General features: G+C 65.3%; 13 protein-coding genes and 1 other RNA gene. 5 read left to right on the forward strand and 9 right to left on the reverse strand.

Annotation, left to right across the window (positions count from 1 at the left end; translation table 11 throughout):
* Window positions 1–55: 55 nt before the first annotated feature.
* Window positions 56–1,918, reverse strand: a complete 1,863-nt coding sequence (ilvD, locus tag ACE3TQ_RS14155; protein ID WP_374582909.1) for a dihydroxy-acid dehydratase — start codon at window positions 1,916–1,918, stop codon at window positions 56–58.
* A gap of 90 nt (window positions 1,919–2,008) precedes the next feature.
* On the opposite strand from ilvD, the gene ACE3TQ_RS14160 reads away from it, so the two are divergent.
* Genes ACE3TQ_RS14160 through ACE3TQ_RS14170 form a run of 3 tightly spaced genes read left to right on the forward strand, consistent with a single transcriptional unit; the run spans window position 2,009 to window position 5,361 of the window.
* Complete coding sequence (locus ACE3TQ_RS14160; protein WP_374582910.1) at window positions 2,009–2,917, forward strand: LysR family transcriptional regulator; 909 nt, start codon at window positions 2,009–2,011, stop codon at window positions 2,915–2,917.
* Between the two features lies 1 nt (window position 2,918).
* Complete coding sequence (gene lgt / locus ACE3TQ_RS14165) at window positions 2,919–3,731, forward strand: prolipoprotein diacylglyceryl transferase (RefSeq protein WP_374582911.1); 813 nt, start codon at window positions 2,919–2,921, stop codon at window positions 3,729–3,731.
* A gap of 1 nt (window position 3,732) precedes the next feature.
* Window positions 3,733–5,361 carry an alpha-amylase family glycosyl hydrolase gene (locus tag ACE3TQ_RS14170; RefSeq protein WP_374582912.1) on the forward strand — a complete coding sequence of 543 codons (1,629 nt, stop codon included), beginning with the start codon at window positions 3,733–3,735 and terminating at the stop codon, window positions 5,359–5,361.
* Here ACE3TQ_RS14170 and ACE3TQ_RS14175 read toward each other — a convergent pair.
* The 8 genes from ACE3TQ_RS14175 to ACE3TQ_RS14210 form a co-directional block, all read right to left on the reverse strand.
* Window positions 5,326–5,865 carry a chromate transporter gene (locus ACE3TQ_RS14175; protein WP_374582913.1) on the reverse strand — a complete coding sequence of 180 codons (540 nt, stop codon included), beginning with the start codon at window positions 5,863–5,865 and terminating at the stop codon, window positions 5,326–5,328. The two genes, ACE3TQ_RS14170 and ACE3TQ_RS14175, sit on opposite strands and share 36 nt — an antisense overlap.
* Entirely contained in the window at window positions 5,862–6,419 is a 558-nt protein-coding gene (locus tag ACE3TQ_RS14180; RefSeq protein ID WP_374582914.1) for a chromate transporter, read from the reverse strand. Before ACE3TQ_RS14180 ends, ACE3TQ_RS14175 begins: the two co-directional genes overlap by 4 nt.
* Window positions 6,420–6,434: 15 nt before the next feature.
* Complete coding sequence (locus ACE3TQ_RS14185) at window positions 6,435–7,238, reverse strand: sulfite exporter TauE/SafE family protein (RefSeq protein ID WP_374582965.1); 804 nt, start codon at window positions 7,236–7,238, stop codon at window positions 6,435–6,437.
* The gene (locus ACE3TQ_RS14190; RefSeq protein WP_374582915.1) at window positions 7,238–7,702 is read right to left on the reverse strand and encodes an EVE domain-containing protein; all 465 of its coding nucleotides are present in this window, start codon (window positions 7,700–7,702) and stop codon (window positions 7,238–7,240) included. The genes ACE3TQ_RS14185 and ACE3TQ_RS14190 overlap by 1 nt, the downstream gene beginning before the upstream one ends.
* A 67-nt stretch (window positions 7,703–7,769) precedes the next feature.
* Window positions 7,770–7,950: non-coding RNA, 6S RNA (gene ssrS / locus ACE3TQ_RS14195), on the reverse strand.
* Window positions 7,951–7,986: 36 nt separating this feature from the next.
* Window positions 7,987–8,286, reverse strand: a complete 300-nt coding sequence (locus ACE3TQ_RS14200) for a cell division protein ZapA (RefSeq protein ID WP_374582917.1) — start codon at window positions 8,284–8,286, stop codon at window positions 7,987–7,989.
* Entirely contained in the window at window positions 8,283–8,504 is a 222-nt protein-coding gene (locus ACE3TQ_RS14205) for a hypothetical protein (RefSeq protein WP_374582918.1), read from the reverse strand. The genes ACE3TQ_RS14200 and ACE3TQ_RS14205 overlap by 4 nt, the downstream gene beginning before the upstream one ends.
* 89 nt (window positions 8,505–8,593) lie before the next feature.
* Entirely contained in the window at window positions 8,594–13,570 is a 4,977-nt protein-coding gene (locus ACE3TQ_RS14210; RefSeq protein ID WP_374582920.1) for a hypothetical protein, read from the reverse strand.
* Window positions 13,571–13,712: 142 nt separating this feature from the next.
* Between ACE3TQ_RS14210 and ACE3TQ_RS14215 the strand changes: the two genes are divergently transcribed.
* Complete coding sequence (locus tag ACE3TQ_RS14215) at window positions 13,713–14,393, forward strand: response regulator transcription factor (protein ID WP_374582921.1); 681 nt, start codon at window positions 13,713–13,715, stop codon at window positions 14,391–14,393.
* A 7-nt stretch (window positions 14,394–14,400) separates the two neighbouring features.
* A complete protein-coding gene (locus ACE3TQ_RS14220; protein WP_374582922.1) occupies window positions 14,401–15,822 on the forward strand; it encodes a sensor histidine kinase in 1,422 nt (473 codons plus the stop codon).
* Window positions 15,823–15,941 lie beyond the last annotated feature (119 nt).

Here is a 15,941-nt window from a genome sequence, read left to right on the forward strand (position 1 = left end):
ACTATGCGCGAAGCGCATAGTTTGTCCGATTGTCAGACCTGACCCCGAATTTCTTTTAACGCTTGAGCTGGCTAAGGTCGCGTACGGCGCCGCGGTCGGCGGAGGTGGTGAGGGCGGCGTAGGCTTGCAGCGCTTGCGAGACGTAGCGTTCGCGGTTCACCGGCTGCCAGGCGTCGGCGCCGCGCGCTTCCATGGCGCTGCGGCGGGCGGCCAGCTCTTGCGGCGTGACGCGCAGGTTGATCGTGCGCGCGGGGATGTCGATGTCGATCATGTCCCCTTCCTCCACCAGGCCAATGGCGCCGCCTTCCGCCGCTTCCGGCGAGGCGTGGCCGATGACCAGGCCGGATGAGCCGCCGGAGAAGCGGCCGTCGGTGAACAGGGCGCAGGCTTTGCCCAGGCCTTTCGATTTGATGTAGGAGGTCGGGTACAGCATCTCCTGCATGCCGGGGCCGCCTTTCGGGCCTTCGTAGCGGATGATGACGACGTCGCCTTCATGTACGGTGTCGCCCAGGATGCCTTCCACCGCTGCGTCCTGGCTTTCGAACACGCGCGCCTTGCCGCTGAACTTGAGGATGGATTCGTCCACACCGGCGGTCTTCACGATGCAGCCCTTCTCGGCGATGTTCCCGTACAGGACGGCCAGGCCGCCGTCTTTCGAATAGGCGTGCTCCAGGTCGCGGATGCAGCCAGTGCTGCGGTCCAGGTCGGACGAGGCGTAGCGTTCGGATTGCGAGAAGGCGACCTGGGTCGGCACGCCGCCCGGTGCGGCGCGGAACAGCTGGTGCACGGCCGGGTCGTCGCTGCGCTTGATGTCGTATTTCTCGATCGCGGCGCCCATGCTGGTGCTGTGCACGGTGTGCTGGCTGGTGTCGAGCAGGCCGGCGCGCGCCAGTTCGCCGAGGATGGAGATGATGCCGCCGGCGCGGTGCACGTCTTCGATGTGGAACTTGTCGGTCATCGGCGCGACCTTGCACAGGCATGGCACTTTGCGCGAGATGCGGTCGATGTCGGCCATGGTGAACGGCACTTGCGCTTCGTGCGCGGCGGCCAGCAGGTGCAGCACGGTGTTGGTGGAGCCGCCCATCGAGACGTCGAGCGCCATGGCGTTTTCGAACGCTTCCTTGGTGGCGATGGAGCGCGGCAGCACGCTGTAGTCGTCCTGTTCGTAGTGGCGCTTGGTAATCTCCACGATCAGGCGGCCGGCGCGTAGGAACAGTTCCTTGCGGTCGCTGTGGGTGGCGACGATGGTGCCGTTGCCGGGCAGGGACAGGCCGAGCGCTTCGGTCAGGCAGTTCATCGAGTTGGCGGTGAACATGCCGGAGCAGGAGCCGCAGGTCGGGCAGGCGGAGCGTTCGATCTCGGCCACGTCGGCGTCGGACACGGTGCTGTCGCCGGCCTTGATCATGGCGTCCACCAGGTCCAGCTTGATGATCTTCTCGCCGCCGTTGACGGCTTTGATCACCTTGCCCGCTTCCATCGGGCCGCCGGAGACGAACACCGCCGGGATGTTCAGGCGCATGGCAGCCATCAGCATGCCGGGCGTGATCTTGTCGCAGTTGGAGATGCAGACCATGGCGTCGGCGCAGTGGGCGTTGACCATGTACTCGACCGAGTCGGCGATCAGGTCGCGCGACGGCAGCGAGTACAGCATGCCGCCGTGGCCCATGGCGATGCCGTCGTCGACGGCGATGGTGTTGAATTCCTTGGCCACGCCGCCGGCGGCTTCGATCTCGCGGGCGACCAGCTGGCCCAGGTCTTTCAGGTGCACGTGGCCGGGCACGAATTGGGTGAAGGAGTTGACGACGGCGATGATGGGCTTATTGAAATCGCCATCTTTCATGCCGGTGGCACGCCACAGGGCGCGCGCGCCTGCCATATTGCGGCCTTGGGTCGTGGTGTAGGAACGGTATTGCGGCATGGTGGGGTCTCCTCAGTAAGAGTCTAAGGGTGCCTCGCGCACGGCGAGTTGTCAAATATATGATAATCGTGCCTGTGATATATTCTACGAATGACCATCGAACTTCGCCAGCTGCGCTATTTCGTTACCGTCGCCGAGGAGCTGCATTTCGGCCGCGCGGCACGCCGCCTGCATATGACCCAGCCGCCTTTGTCGCAGACCATCATGGCGCTGGAGGAGCTGCTGGGGGCGCCGCTGTTTGAGCGCAACCGGCGCGGCGTCACGCTCACCGCTGCCGGCGCCGCCCTGCTGCCGGAGGCGCAGCGCTTGCTGCAGCAGGCGGCCGGGCTGCCGGAACTGGTGCAGCGCGCGGCCACGGGCGCCAGCGGGCGCCTGGCGCTGGCCTTTGTCTCGTCGGCCGATTACAGCGTGCTGCCGCCTTCCCTGCGCGCCTACCGCGCCGAATACCCGCAGGTGGAGATCACGCTGAAGGAGGCCACCTCCGACCTGCAGCTGGATGACCTGCTGGAAGGCCGGGTCGATGCCGGCCTGCTGATCCCGCCCCTGCCCGACCGCGCGCGCCAGGAGCTCGATTACCTGCCGGTGCTGCGCGAGCCGCTGGTGCTGGCGGCGCCGGCCGGGCTGCCGATGCTGGCCGGCGCTGCTGGCAAGCCCCGCGCGGTCGACCTGCGCAAGCTGGCCGGCATCCCGCTGATCATCTTCCCGCGCCATATCTCGCCGGGGCTGTACGACGCCATCCTGTCGGTGTTCCGCGAAGCCGGCATCACGCCCGAGGTGGGGCAGGAGGCGATCCAGATGCAAACCATTGTCAGCCTGGTATCGGCTGGCATGGGATTAGCACTTGTGCCACAATCCGTCTCGAATTTGCGCCGGCCGGGCGTGGAGTACCTGCCCCTGGTCCAGAGCACGCCGCTGGTGGAAACCGGGCTGGCCTGGCGGCGCGATAACGCCTCGCCCGTGCTGCGCGGCTTCCTGGAACTCATGAAGAAGAGAATTTGAAATGCCCCTGATCCACCCAATGCCCGATCCGGTCGCCGTCCACCTTGGCCCCGTTGCGATCCACTGGTATGGCCTGATGTACGTGCTGGCCTTCGCCATGTTCATCGCGCTGGGACGTGTGCGCATCAAGCAGCCGCACATCGCGCAGCAGGGCTGGACCAAGGAGGACCTGGACGACATGCTGTTCTACGGCATGCTGGGCGTGATCGTCGGCGGCCGCCTGGGCGAAGTGCTGTTCTACCAGCCAGAAATGCTGCTCACGCCCCTGCGCATCTTCAAGGTGTGGGAAGGCGGCATGAGCTTCCACGGCGGCTTCCTCGGCGTATTGATCGGCATGGCGCTGTGGGCGCGCAAACGCAAGCGCAACCTGCTGGACGTGTACGACTTCATCGCGCCGTTGGTGCCGCTCGGCTATGCGGCCGGCCGCATGGGCAATTTCATCAATGCCGAACTGCCAGGCCGCGTGGCCAGCGACCCAAGCCTGCCTTGGGCCATGATCTATCCGAACCTGAACGACAACCTGGCGCGCCACCCGTCGGCTATTTACCAGATGCTGGTGGACGGCATCCTGGTGTTCTGCATCCTGTGGCCGTTCGCGCGCAAGGCGCGCCCGCGCCTGGCGGTCGGTGCGCTGTACGTGCTGCTGTATGGCTGCGCGCGCTTCTTCACCGAATACTTCCGCACGCCGGACTGGGAAATCAGTGTAGCCGGCCTGCCGATCACGTCGGGCCAGATGCTGTCGCTGCCGATGATCATCGGCGCCATCGCCATGCTGGTGTGGGCTTACCGCCAGCCTGTGGCGCGCACGGCCTGACATGCATCTCCAGTTCGCCGCCGATCCGGCCCTGCAGCCAAACGCCACGCCGGATGGCGTTCGCTTCATTTACGACGCGGCGCCGGGAGCGCGCAGCGTGGCGCTGGCGGGCACCTTCAACAGCTGGGTGGGCGATGCCTGCATGATGGAGCGCGTCGCGCCGACGCGCTGGCAGGTGACGCTGCCGATCGCCGCCGGGCGCCATCTCTACAAATTCGTGGTGGACGGCAGCGAGTGGCTGCGCGATCCGGCTAATCCCTGGATTTCGGAGGATGGGCAGAACAACTCCTGCCTGACGGTCGATGAAAGCGGCGCGGTGCTGCTGCGCCATGCCGGCTTGAGCGCGGCAACGCCTGGCGCGCTGTATGCGCGCCCTGCCCTGGCCAGCCCGGAGTGGCTGCGCGACGCGGTGATTTATCAGTTGTCGGTGAAGGCCTTCGGCGGCGACTTCGATGGCGTGCGCGCCAGGCTGGGCTACCTGGCCGAGCTGGGCGTGAACACGCTGTGGATCATGCCGCTGCAGCCGATCGGCATCGTGGGCCGGCGCGGCAGCTGCGGCGATCCGTACGCGGTGCGCGATTTCCTGGCCATCGATCCGGCGCTGGGCGACGAGCAGGGCTTGCGCGCACTGGTCGATGCGGCGCACGCGCGCGGCATGCGCGTCCTGCTGGACTGGACGCTCAACCGCGCCAGCGTGGACAACCCGCTGACGCAGTCGCACCCGGAATGGTTCACGCGCCGCGCCGACGGCAGCATCTATTACGCGGTGCCGAACCGCGACTATTTCGCCGGTTTCGATTTCAGCAGCGCGGCGCTGCGGCGCTACCTGATCGACGCCATGTGCGGCTGGGTCGAGCGCTTCGGCTTCGACGGCCTGCGCTTCGACGATTCCGATATCACGCCGCTCGACTTCCTGGAGCAGATCCGCGCCGCGCTGCTGCGCGTGCAGCCGGAGATCGCCATCATTTCGCAGGCCTACGACGAGTTCCACCATTTCGCCAGCTGCGACCTGACGTATGAAGGCGGCACGCGCGCCATCCTGCACGCCTGCGCGCAGGGCCGGGCCAGCGGCGCCGACCTGGCGCGCTACTGGAGCGAGTCGACCTACAGCTTCCCGCGCGGCGCGCTGCGCCTGCGCTGGCTGGACGAGAAGGAGCAGCCACGCGCCAGCGCCTTGCTGGGGCCTGCACTGCGCCCGGCGGCGACGGTGCTGTTTACGCTGGATGGCGTGCCGCACCTGTTGATGGGACAGGAGTTCGGCGAGCCGACCTGGCGCGACTGGACCGTGCTGTTCGACCAATACCAGCTGGACTGGAACGCCTACGACGCGGGCTTGTTCGCGCATTACCAACGCCTGCTCGCCCTGCGCCGCGGCCACGTGGCGCTGCTCCGGGGCGAGGTGGCGTTCATCGACGGCCTGCCGCCAGGGGTGGTCGGCTTCACGCGTCGTGCGCCGCAGGAAAGCCTGCTGGTGCTCGCCAACCTGCGCCCGGACACCGCAGCGCTGCCTGCGCGCGACGGCGCGCTGCTGGCGGCCGACGGCTGGAACGCCGCCGCTGGCACGCTGGCCGCGCACGGCTGGCTGGTGTGCGTGCTAGACCAGGCCGACGGCACCGGCCGCCGCGCCTAGCACAATCAGCCACACCGGATTGATCTTCGTGGCATAAGCCGCCGTGGCGGCGGCCAGCGCCAGCGCGATGCCGCGCCAGCCGGCGCCGGCCACGCTGAGGAAAGTCCAGGCCGCGCCAGCCAGCATGCCGGAAGCCAGCGGCGCCAGCGCATCACGCAGGGCGCCGGCCCAGCGCCCTTCCCCGCCGCCATGGCGGTTGATGAATGCGCCCAGCGCCAGCACCAGGCAGGAAGACGGCAGGATCGCCGCCAGCGTCACCACAATCGCGCCCAGCCAGCCCTTGAGCATCCAGCCGATCAAGGTCACGAACAGCAGGTTCGGCCCGGGCGCAGCCTGCGCCAGCGCGTAGGCGGCAGCGAACTGCTGGTCCGTCATCCAGTGGTTCTGCACCGTGACGTAATGGTGCACGTCCGGTGCCACCAGCACCACGCCGCCGCCGATCGCCGTCAGCGACAGCACCGCCAGGTGCATGGCCAGCCCGCCCAGCTTGACGTCGTCGCTCATGGCTTCCTCAAGACGAAAGCGAACAGCAGGAAGCCGAGCGGCAGCAGCGTGCACACCACCGCCAGCAGCCCGAAGCGGGCGACGCCAAGGCCGATGAAGGCCGCCGCCAGCAGCAGTACCTGGACCAGGCGGCGCGCGCCCGGCGCCGTGCCGCGCAGCATGCCGGCCGCCAACTTGAGCGCGGTGGCCAGGATCAGTCCCGCCGCCGCTGCGGCCATGCCGCGCATGGCGGCGGCAAAGACCGGATGCCCCGCCAGCTCCTGGTAGGCCACGCCGAGCCCGATGACGATAAAGAAAGGACCGAGCAGCAAGCCAGCCAGCGCCGAGAAGCCGCCCGCCACACCGGCGTAGCGCTGGCCGACCATTACCGACAGGTTGCAGACAGTGGGCCCGGGCAGCAGCTGCGCGACGCCAAGCAGCTGCCCGAATTCAGCGGCCGTCAGCCACTGCGTGCGTTCGACCAGGTGACGGTAGGCGAACGGCAGCACGCCGCCGAAGCCCAGCAGCGACATCTGGGAGAAGACTTTGAACAGCGACCAGCAACCAACCTGCATGCCCGCCTCCCGCGCTTACGCGAATGCGTGATAGAACATATATGCCGCCAGCCCGAACAGCACCACGGCGAAGGCGCGCTTTAGCGCCGCCACATCCATCTTGTGCGCGGTGCGCGCGCCGAGCGGCGCCATGGTCACGCTGGCCGCCACGATCACCGCCAGCGCCGGCGTGTAGATAAAGCCCAGCGAGTACTGCGGCAGGCCCGGCTCCGACCAGCCGAAGTAAATGTTCGACAAGGTGCCCGACAGCGCGATCGGGAAGCCCAGCGCCGCGCTGGTAGCCACTGCCTGGTGGATGCGCACATTACACCAGGTCATGAACGGCACCGAAATAAAACCGCCGCCGGCGCCGACCAGGCCGGCCACGGTGCCGATCGCGCCGCCCGCCGCGAACATGCCGGGCGTGCCGGGCAGCTCGCGCCCCGGCGCCGGCTTCTTGTTCAGGATCATCTGCACCGCCGAGAAGGTGACGAAGGCCGCAAACAGCAGCGACAGCGCGGTGGTGTTCATCTGCTTGCCGATCCACGGCCCGATCCAGGAACCGACCACAATGCCCGGCGCCAGCAGCGCCACGATGCGCCACTGCACCGCGCCATGCTTGTGGTGGGCGCGCACCGAGGACAGCGAGGTAAACATGATGGTCGCCAGCGAGGTGGCGATCGCCATATGCACCACCACGTGCGGCGGGAAGCCCTTGGCCGTGAAGATCATGGTAATGAAGGGCACCAGCACCATGCCGCCGCCAATGCCCAGCAGGCCCGCCGCGAAGCCGCCGCCTGCGCCCATCAGCAGCAGGATGCCGACCAGTCCCCAATCCATCAGGCGCCCTTCAGCAGCGCCAGCACCTGCTTCCATTGCGCCGCCGTGACCGGCGTGATCGACAGGCGGCTGCCCTTCTGCAGCACCACCATATCCTCCAGCTGCGGCAGCGTGCGCATTTCCGCCAGCGACAGCAGGCGCGTCTTGCGCACGCCCTTCACGTCGACCGAGATCCAGCGCGGCTGCTCGGGCGTCGCCTTGGCGTCGTAGTAATGGCTTTTGGGATCGAACTGGGTGGCGTCCGGATAGGGCCCGCTGGCCACTTCCGCAATGCCGGCGATGCCCGGTTCCGGGCAGGAGGAATGGTAGAACAGCACGCCGTCGCCCACCTGCATCGCGTCGCGCATGAAATTGCGGGCCTGGTAGTTGCGTACGCCGAACCAGGGTACGGTCTTGTCCTTGGCAGACATGACATCGTCGATGCTCACTTCGTCGGGCTCGGACTTCATCAACCAATATTGCATGGCGCTCCTCTGGACGTAAAAAAACGGTTGCGCACCCGCAGGTGCTGGCAACCGCTCTTGTATGGAATGAGGCCCCGCCTGTGCCGTTATGCCGGCATCCCGAACCTTACGGTTCAAGGTGGTTGCAGTTAGTTCAACTTCGGGTTCATCAGACTAGTGACGCTCACGCCCGTCGAACAAATTCCCGCAACCGATGCATGTAAATGGTTCAAGGAATATATGGCAAATCTCGAACACCGCAGGGTGACACGAAGTTTACTCCTCAAACGAATTTGGCGAAAGGCCTAAAACAGATTTTCTTGCGGGGTCAGCGCGTTGTCGAGCACCTTGTGCATGGCGCCCAGCTTCTCCTGCACTTCCAGCAGCGACGGCCCGCCCGCGGTTTTCGCCGCCAGGAACTCGGCCGCCATGCCCAGCGCCGCCATCACGGCGATGCGGTCGTTGCCTTTCACCTTGCCGGCGTCGCGGATCGCGCTCATTTTCTTATCCAGCAGGTTGGCGGCTTCGCGCAGCGCGCGCTCTTCATCTTCCTTGCACGCCAGCTTATAGGGCTGGCCCATGATGGTCACATCGACATGGATCATTGGGCATCCTCAGGGGTGTCTGCTTCGGCGGCGGGAATTTTGTCCAGCAGCGCCACGACACGCGCGTGCGCTTCGCCAAGGCGGCGTTGGTATTCAAGATTATCGGCCACCAGGCTTGCGTTGGCCTGGCGCAACTGGGAATTCTCGCGGCGCAAGGATTGCGCGAGTTCCGCCAGTCGGTCGATTTTGTCGGAAAGTTCTTGGAAGTCTGCGATCATCCCGCAACTATAGGGCCGCACGTTAGGGCGGTCAACCTGATGTTGGACATGCATGCCATTTTAGCATGCATGTCCAAGCTTAAGCCGCGTTACGCAGCCTGGCCGGTGAAGGCCGTACCCACCAACTGGGCGAAGTCCTGCATGCGGTCAGCAGTCCAGACCGACGCCATTTCGTACGGGCTGGCGCTGTTCTGCGCCCGTTCGAGCAACTGCGCCATCGTGAGCACGCCCACGGTAGCGCCGCTGGCATCGAGGAGGTCGAGTTCCGCGATGTTGACCGACTTGTAGTTCTCCACCGTGAACTGGGCGTAGGACTTGTTGTTGTCCACGTAGTTCACGACCAGGTCGCTGCCCTCGATGTTGACCTTCACATTGTCGGTCTTCATCGCCACGTTAAAGAGCTTGTTGGCGCTGAACTTGAGGATGTCGTTGCCGCCAGCCGTTTCGTGGATGGTGTCCTTGCCGTCGCCCATGGACATGATGTAGATGTCCTTGCCGGCGCCGCCGTGCAAGTGGTCGGCGCCCATGCCGGAATAGATGGTGTCGTCGCCGGCGCCGCCCCAGAGGCGGTTGTTGCCCGCGTACTTATAACCCATCGTATAGGCGATGAAGCCGGCGATGAACAAGTCCATGCCCTTGAACTGGTCAAGCTGCAGGTTGACGCCGAGCTGCTTGCCAAGCCAGTCGATGCCGGAGGCGGTGGCGCCCGAAGCGGTGCTGACTGCTTCGCCGGTCCAGGTGACGGCGGTGTTGATGCCGCTGCCCACGTCGGCGTCGGCCACGTAGCCGACGCCGCTGCCGATGCCGTTGATGGCCGTGTTCAAACCGCCCTTGCCGCTCTCCAGCGCCGACTTCAGTGCGCTGGCGAAGTCAAAGTCGGCCATGTTCAGGCCCGTCACGCCGTTGATGGCGCTGACGGCGCTGTTGCCGGCATTGGCCATGTCGTCGATCAGGTCGCTGGCGTTAACGGTGGCCTTGTCGAGCGCCGCCTTCATGTCGGACGACAGGCTGTTCCAGCCCTTCAGCAGTTCTTCGCCGAAGGACTTGTTCAGGTACTTGGTCACGGCGTCGAAGCCCGCGCCCACGTCGCTCACGGCGCCGCTGATGGATTTGCTGTTGTTGACCAGCAGTTTGGTCAGCACGCCCCAGCCCAGTCCCATCATGGTGTCGTTGCCGTTGCCGCCGCCGACATAGGTGCCGGCGTTGGTGGCGAAGATGGTGTCGTTGCCGTCGCCGCCGACGATCACGTTGCCCACCAGGTTCAGCTTGCCCAGGTCGCCCTTGGCCAGGGAACCGTACTGCGACTTGATGAACTTGGCGTTCATGGCCGCACCGACCCAGTCGCCGGCCGATTCGTACTCGTTCTCGACCAGCGCTTCGGCTGCGTTGAAGACGGTGATTTCGGCCAGGCCGATGATCACGTCGTCGCCGCTGCCGCCGATGGCGACGTTGTTCTGGCCGGAGGACACGATGGTGTCGTTGCCCTCTCCGCCCATGCCGACGGTGGTGGTGCCGGCCAGCACCATGGTGTCGTTGCCGGAGCCGGCGTGCACGAAGTTCATGCCGGTGTCGATGCTGACCTTGGAGGAGCTGACAGTCTGAGATTTGTCCGAACCTTCCACCGCCTGCGTGGTTTTGCTGCTGTAGGACAGCTTGCTGCCCGCGTTCAGCACCACCAGGGTGTCGTCGCCAGCGTCGGCCAGCACCACGTTATGGTCGCCGTACACCACGGCCACGTCGTTGCCGGCGCCGGTCCAGCCCACGTTCAGCTGGGTGCTGCCGGTAGTCTGGCTGGTGGTGGTCTTGTCCGAACCTTCCTTCTCGGTGGTGGTGTTCTTGGTGTTGGAGCCGCCGTAGCTGATCATCACCGCCACGTCCTTGCCGCTGCCGCCGACCACCACATTGTCCTTGCCGACCACGGTCATGACGTTGTTGCCGTCGCCGCCGACCAGGATGTTGGCGTTGGCGTTGACCTTGGCGGCGCTGCCGAAGGCCAGCGCGGTCAGCACGTCGTTGCCGGAGCCGCCTTCGACCAGGTTGCCCTTGCCGACGGTGGTGACGACGTTGTTGCCCTCGCCCGCCACCACAACGTTGTAGGTGCCCACTGCGGTCACCACGTCGTTGCCTGCGCCGGACACGATGCCGGTCTTGCTGCCGGCTGCGGTGATCACGTCGTTGCTGGCGCCGGTGGCCACCAGGTTGTTCTCACCGGCGGCGGTCACGATGGTGGCAGCGCTGCCGCCCACCAGCACATTGTTCTTGCCGAAGGCGGTGATCACTTCAGTGCCGGACTGGCTGGTCGCTGCGGCGCTCAGGCCTGCCTTGCCCACCAGGTCGGTGGCTGCCACGCCGGCGGCGATGGAGTCCACCAGGCCGACGGCGGTTGCCGCCACTTCCTTGTAGTCGCCGGTGACGACCAGGTTGTTGGCGCCGACTGCGGTCACCTTGTCCACGCCCGCATCGCCCCAGACGATATTGCGCGCGCCGAACACGGTGGCGACGTCGTTGCCGTTGCCGCTCCAGAGCACGTTGTTGGCGCCGATGGCGGTGGCCACGTCGTTGCCGCCGCCGGTGTACAGCACGTTGGTGCTGCCCACGGCGGTCACCACGTCGTTGCCGTTGCCGCCAGCGACGTTGTTGCCGATGAACTTGGTGACCTGGGAAGTCACGCCGCCCGCCAGGTTGCCCAGTTTGGCGCTGACGTCGTTGATGCCTTCGCCCAGGCCGGTCACCACCACGTTGTTCTGGCCGGCGGCCGTCACCACGTTGTTGCCGGCCATGTTCACGACCACGTTGTTGCCGCCCAGGGCGGTGGTGACGTTGTCGCCGCCGTTGGCCAGCACGATATTGTTGCCGCCCACGGCGGTCACGATATCCTTGCCGCCGCCGGTGTAGACCACGTTGTTGCCGCCGGCCGCCACCACGATGTCGTTGCCGACGCCGCTGTTGATGGCGGCGGTCAGCTTGCCGGTGGCATTGGTCACGGCCTTGGCCGCATCCTTGGATGGCATCACGTTCGACAGCACCGAGCCCAGGCCGCCGGCTGCCGCCTTGACCATGCCGCCCAGTTCGGTCAGCACTACGTTGGTGCCGCCGGCGGCGATGGTGGTGTTGCCGCCCACGGTGCTGGCGATCAGGTTGCCGGCGCCCAGGCCCAGCATGGTGTTGCCGCCGCCGTTGGACAGGATCACGTTGTTCACGCCCACGGCCGCCTGCATATTGCCGCCCTGGTTGCTGACCAGCGCATTGGTGCTGCCCAGCGCGCCGACCTTGTTGTTGCCGCCGCCGGTATAGATCACGTTGACCGCGCCGCCGGCCACGATATTGCTGCTGCCGCCGCCTTGCACGATGACGTTGGCGCCGCCGCCGGCGATGATGGTGTCGTTGCCGTCGTTGGCGTTGATGCCGTTGCCGCCGCCCAGCGCCAGCACGCTGTCGTTGCCTTCGGCCGCGTTGATGACGTTCAGGCCGCCGATCGCGCTGATATTGTCGTTGCCGGCGCCGCTGTTGATGACGTTGGAGCCGCCCTTGGCATCGATCTTGTCGGCCCCGCCCAGGGTGGTGATGACGTTGGACGCGGCGTTGGCGGTAATGACGTTGTTGCCGTGGCCCGCGTTGATCACGTTGGATGCGCCGTTGGCAGTAATGCGGTCAACGTGGTCGCCCGTGTTCAGGACGTTGCTGGCGCCGTTCAGGGTAATGTTGTTGCTGCCATGGCCAGCGTTGATCTCGTTGGAAGCGCCGGCAGCAGTGATGCTGTCGTCATTGTCGCCGGTGGTGATCTTGTTGCGGCCACCCTCGGCATTCACGGTGTTGTTGCCATGGCCCGCGTTGATCTGGTTGTTGGCTGCCTTGACGGTGATGCGGTCGGAACCGAAGTTGGTATTGATGATGTTCGACACGCCGTCCGCCACCACCACGTCATCCCAGTTGCCGGTGTTGATGATATTGGAGGCGCCACCGGCGGTAATATTGTTGTTGCCGTGGTCCGCATTGACGTTGTTGGCGCCGCCGTTGACCACGATGGTGTCATGGCCGTCGCCAACCGTCACCACCTTGTTGTTGCCACCGTTGGCGGTAATGTTGTTATGGCCATTGCCGGCGTAGATCTCGTTCCAGCCGCCGTTGGCGGTGATACGGTCGTCGTTGCCGCCGCTGGTGATCCTGTTGCGGCCGCCGTCGGCGTTGATGACGTTATTGCCTTCGCCGGCGTTGACCTGGTTGTTGGCCGCCTTGACGGTAATGGTGTCGTTGCCGTAGTTGGTGTTGATGACGTTGTTCACGCCGTCGGCGGTCACATTGTCGTCCCAGTTGCCGGTGTTGATGGTGTTGGCCGCGCCGCCGGCGGTGATCACGTTGTTGCCGTGGTCCGCGTTGACGGTGTTGTTGCCGCCGTAGACGGTGATGTTGTCGTGGCCGTCGCCGGTGGTGGTGACCTTGTTGTTGCCGCCGTTGGCGACCACGGTATTGTTGCCACCACGCAACTCGATATCATTCCAGCCGCCGTTGGCTGTGACGTTGTCGTTGCCGTTGCCGCCGTCGATTTCGTTATAGGCCGAATTGACGCTCAGGCGGTTATTGCCCTCGCCCAGGTCGACGTCGGCCGCCGCGCCGGCAGCCACGGTGATGTTGTCGTCGCCGTTGCCGCCGGAGACCTTGTTGTAAATGCCAACGTCGATGCGGATGGTGTCGTTGCCGTTGCCGCCGTCGATCACGTTGTAGCCGCCCACGCGCACCGTCAGCGTGTCGTTGCCGTCGTCGCCGTAGATATTGTTGTAAGCGCCGGCGTTGACCGTGATGTTGTCGTTGCCTCCTTCACCATGGATGATGTTGGCGCCCAGCGACGTGGCTGTGTAATTGTTGTCGCCGTTCCCCAGGTTTTTCTTGGTGTACCCCAGTTCGACGATTTTCTTGGCGGCCGCCGCCATATCGTTGCCGACTTGTTCAAAGGCACTGCCAATGTCTTTGAAGTCGTCGCCCATATCCTTCACTGCGTCGCCGACCTTGTCGACCACCTTTTCGATGGGTTTCACGACGTTTTTCTTGAACCAGCTGCCGAAGCCCATGGTCTCTCTCCCGATTGTTGAAAAAGGATTACTACTCTTTCATTACATCAAGGGAAGATGACAAAAAGCCCCACAGTTTGATTACAATTCTGTAATCGAGCGCCGCATTGACGGCGCTTTTGTACTTTTGGAAAATGGAAAGATGAAAGCCCTCCTCGTCGAAGATGAACAGCGGATTGCCAGTTTCGTGTGCAGCGGTTTGCGCGAACAAGGCTTCCTGGTAGACCATTGCGAAGATGGCAACCTCGGCTATGACTATGCCCTGTCACGCCAGTACGACATCATCCTGCTCGACATCATGGTGCCGGGGCGCGACGGCCTGGCCATCCTGAAAGGCTTGCGGCGCGAGGGGCGCGACACGCCGGTCATCCTGCTGACCGCGCGCAACGAGCTGGACGACCGCCTGCAGGGCCTGAACCTGGGCGCCGACGACTACCTGGCCAAGCCGTTCTACGTGGAAGAGCTGATCGCCCGCATCCACGCCCTCTTGCGGCGCGTGAGCGGCGAGCGGCAGAATGTGCTGGCGGTGGGCCCGCTCAAGCTGGACCGCCTGACGCGCGTGGCCGAACTCGACGGGCGCGAAGTCGAGCTGACCAGCCGCGAATTCAACCTGATGGAATACCTGATGCGCTCGCCCGGCCGCGTCTACACCCGCACCCAGATCCTGGAGCACGTGTGGGGCTACGATTTCGAGCCGCAGACCAATATGGTGGACGTCTGCATCCAGCGCCTGCGCAAGAAACTCAGCCTGCCCGACAGCATCGCGATCGAGGCGGTGCGCGGCGTCGGCTACCGCCTGCGCAAGCCGGACGGCGACAACTAAGCCGCGCATGAATGCCGACGTGATGCGCGCCAGCCGCCCCTTCATCCGCTCCTTCCGCGTGCGCGTGGCGCTGATCACGACCGGCCTGGCCATCGGCGTGGTGGCGGTGCTGTTCGTCGCCTCCTCCTGGACCGTCATGCATCGCCGCGGCAGCATCCTGGACCGGATGATGGTGGCGCACCTGGCCGGGCCCGGCTTCGGCGCCACCAGCACCCCGGTCTGGCCCGCCATCGACGCCCACCTGAACGCCAGCTTCAGCGGCTTCGCACCGCTCGGCAGCAGCGAGAATTTCGCCATCCTGCGCGCGGTGAACGACAAGGGCGAGCTGGTGTACCAGAGCCGGAACTGGCCCGCCTCCCTGCTGGTGCCGGAAGCGACGGACGGCGCACTGCGCACCTATTACGGCGGCGGCACCCAGTGGCGCATCGGCCAGACGCGGCGCGGCGACATGCTGGTGCAGCTGGGCGTCAACACCACGCTGTCGGAAGCGCAGCTGAAAGCCACCATCGTGCGCTTCGGCGGCGCGGTGGTGCTGCTGTGCCTGCTGGTCGGCCTGGTGGCCTGGTACCTGGCCGGACGCGCCATGCGCCCGATCGAACACCTGACCGGCGTCATGGAACGCATCCGCGCCAGCGATATGCGGCAGCGCGTCTCGGCCGCCGACGAGGCGCTGGAGTTCGAACGCCTGGTGACCGTGTTCAACGACATGCTGGACCGGCTGGAGCGCAGCTTCCTGCAGGCGGTGCGTTTTTCCGGCGACGCGGCGCACGAGCTGCGCACGCCGGTCGCCATCCTGCAAGGCGAACTGGAGCGCGCATTCGAGCGCGCCGCCGACAACCCGGAACTGGAACAGGCCCTGGCCGACATGCTGGACGAGGTACGGCGCCTGGACAGCATCGTGCGCAAGCTGCTGATGCTGTCGCGCGCCGACGCCGGCCAGCTGCAGATCCCGATGCAGCCGCTCGACCTGGTGCCGATGCTGCGCGAACTGGCCGACGACCTGGACATGATGGCGCCGGAGCGCCCGCTGCAGCTGCAGCTGCCGCCGCACATGCCGGCCCGCGGCGACGCCGACCTGCTGCGCCAGGTGCTGCAGAACCTGGTCAGCAATGCCGTCAAGTACGGCGTGCCGGACGGCTGGATCGCAATCCAGGCGCGGCGCGCGCCCAATGGCTGGCAGATCGACGTGGCCAACCAGTCGGCCGGCATCGCCTTCGAACACCGCGAGCGCCTGTTCGACCGCTTCTACCGCGCCGACGAGGCGCACAACCGGCGCGTGGCCGGCGTCGGCCTGGGCCTGGCGCTGGCACGCGAAATCGCACGCGCCCATGGCGGCGAACTGCGCCTTGCGGAATGCTTGCCAACCCAGGTCAGCTTCAGCCTCGTGTTGCCTGCAGAAATTATCGATAAACAATCTGCAAGTATTTGATTTCATTGGGAAAACGTCGGAAATTTTTACAGCAATATAAAAGTTACTCAAATATCAATTTGTAAGTAAATAATAAGTGCTTGTATTTATTCGGGGCCCTGATTTTTGGCATGGCGCTT

Source organism: Pseudoduganella sp., from assembly GCF_041914865.1.
Lineage (GTDB): Bacteria > Pseudomonadota > Gammaproteobacteria > Burkholderiales > Burkholderiaceae_D > Rugamonas.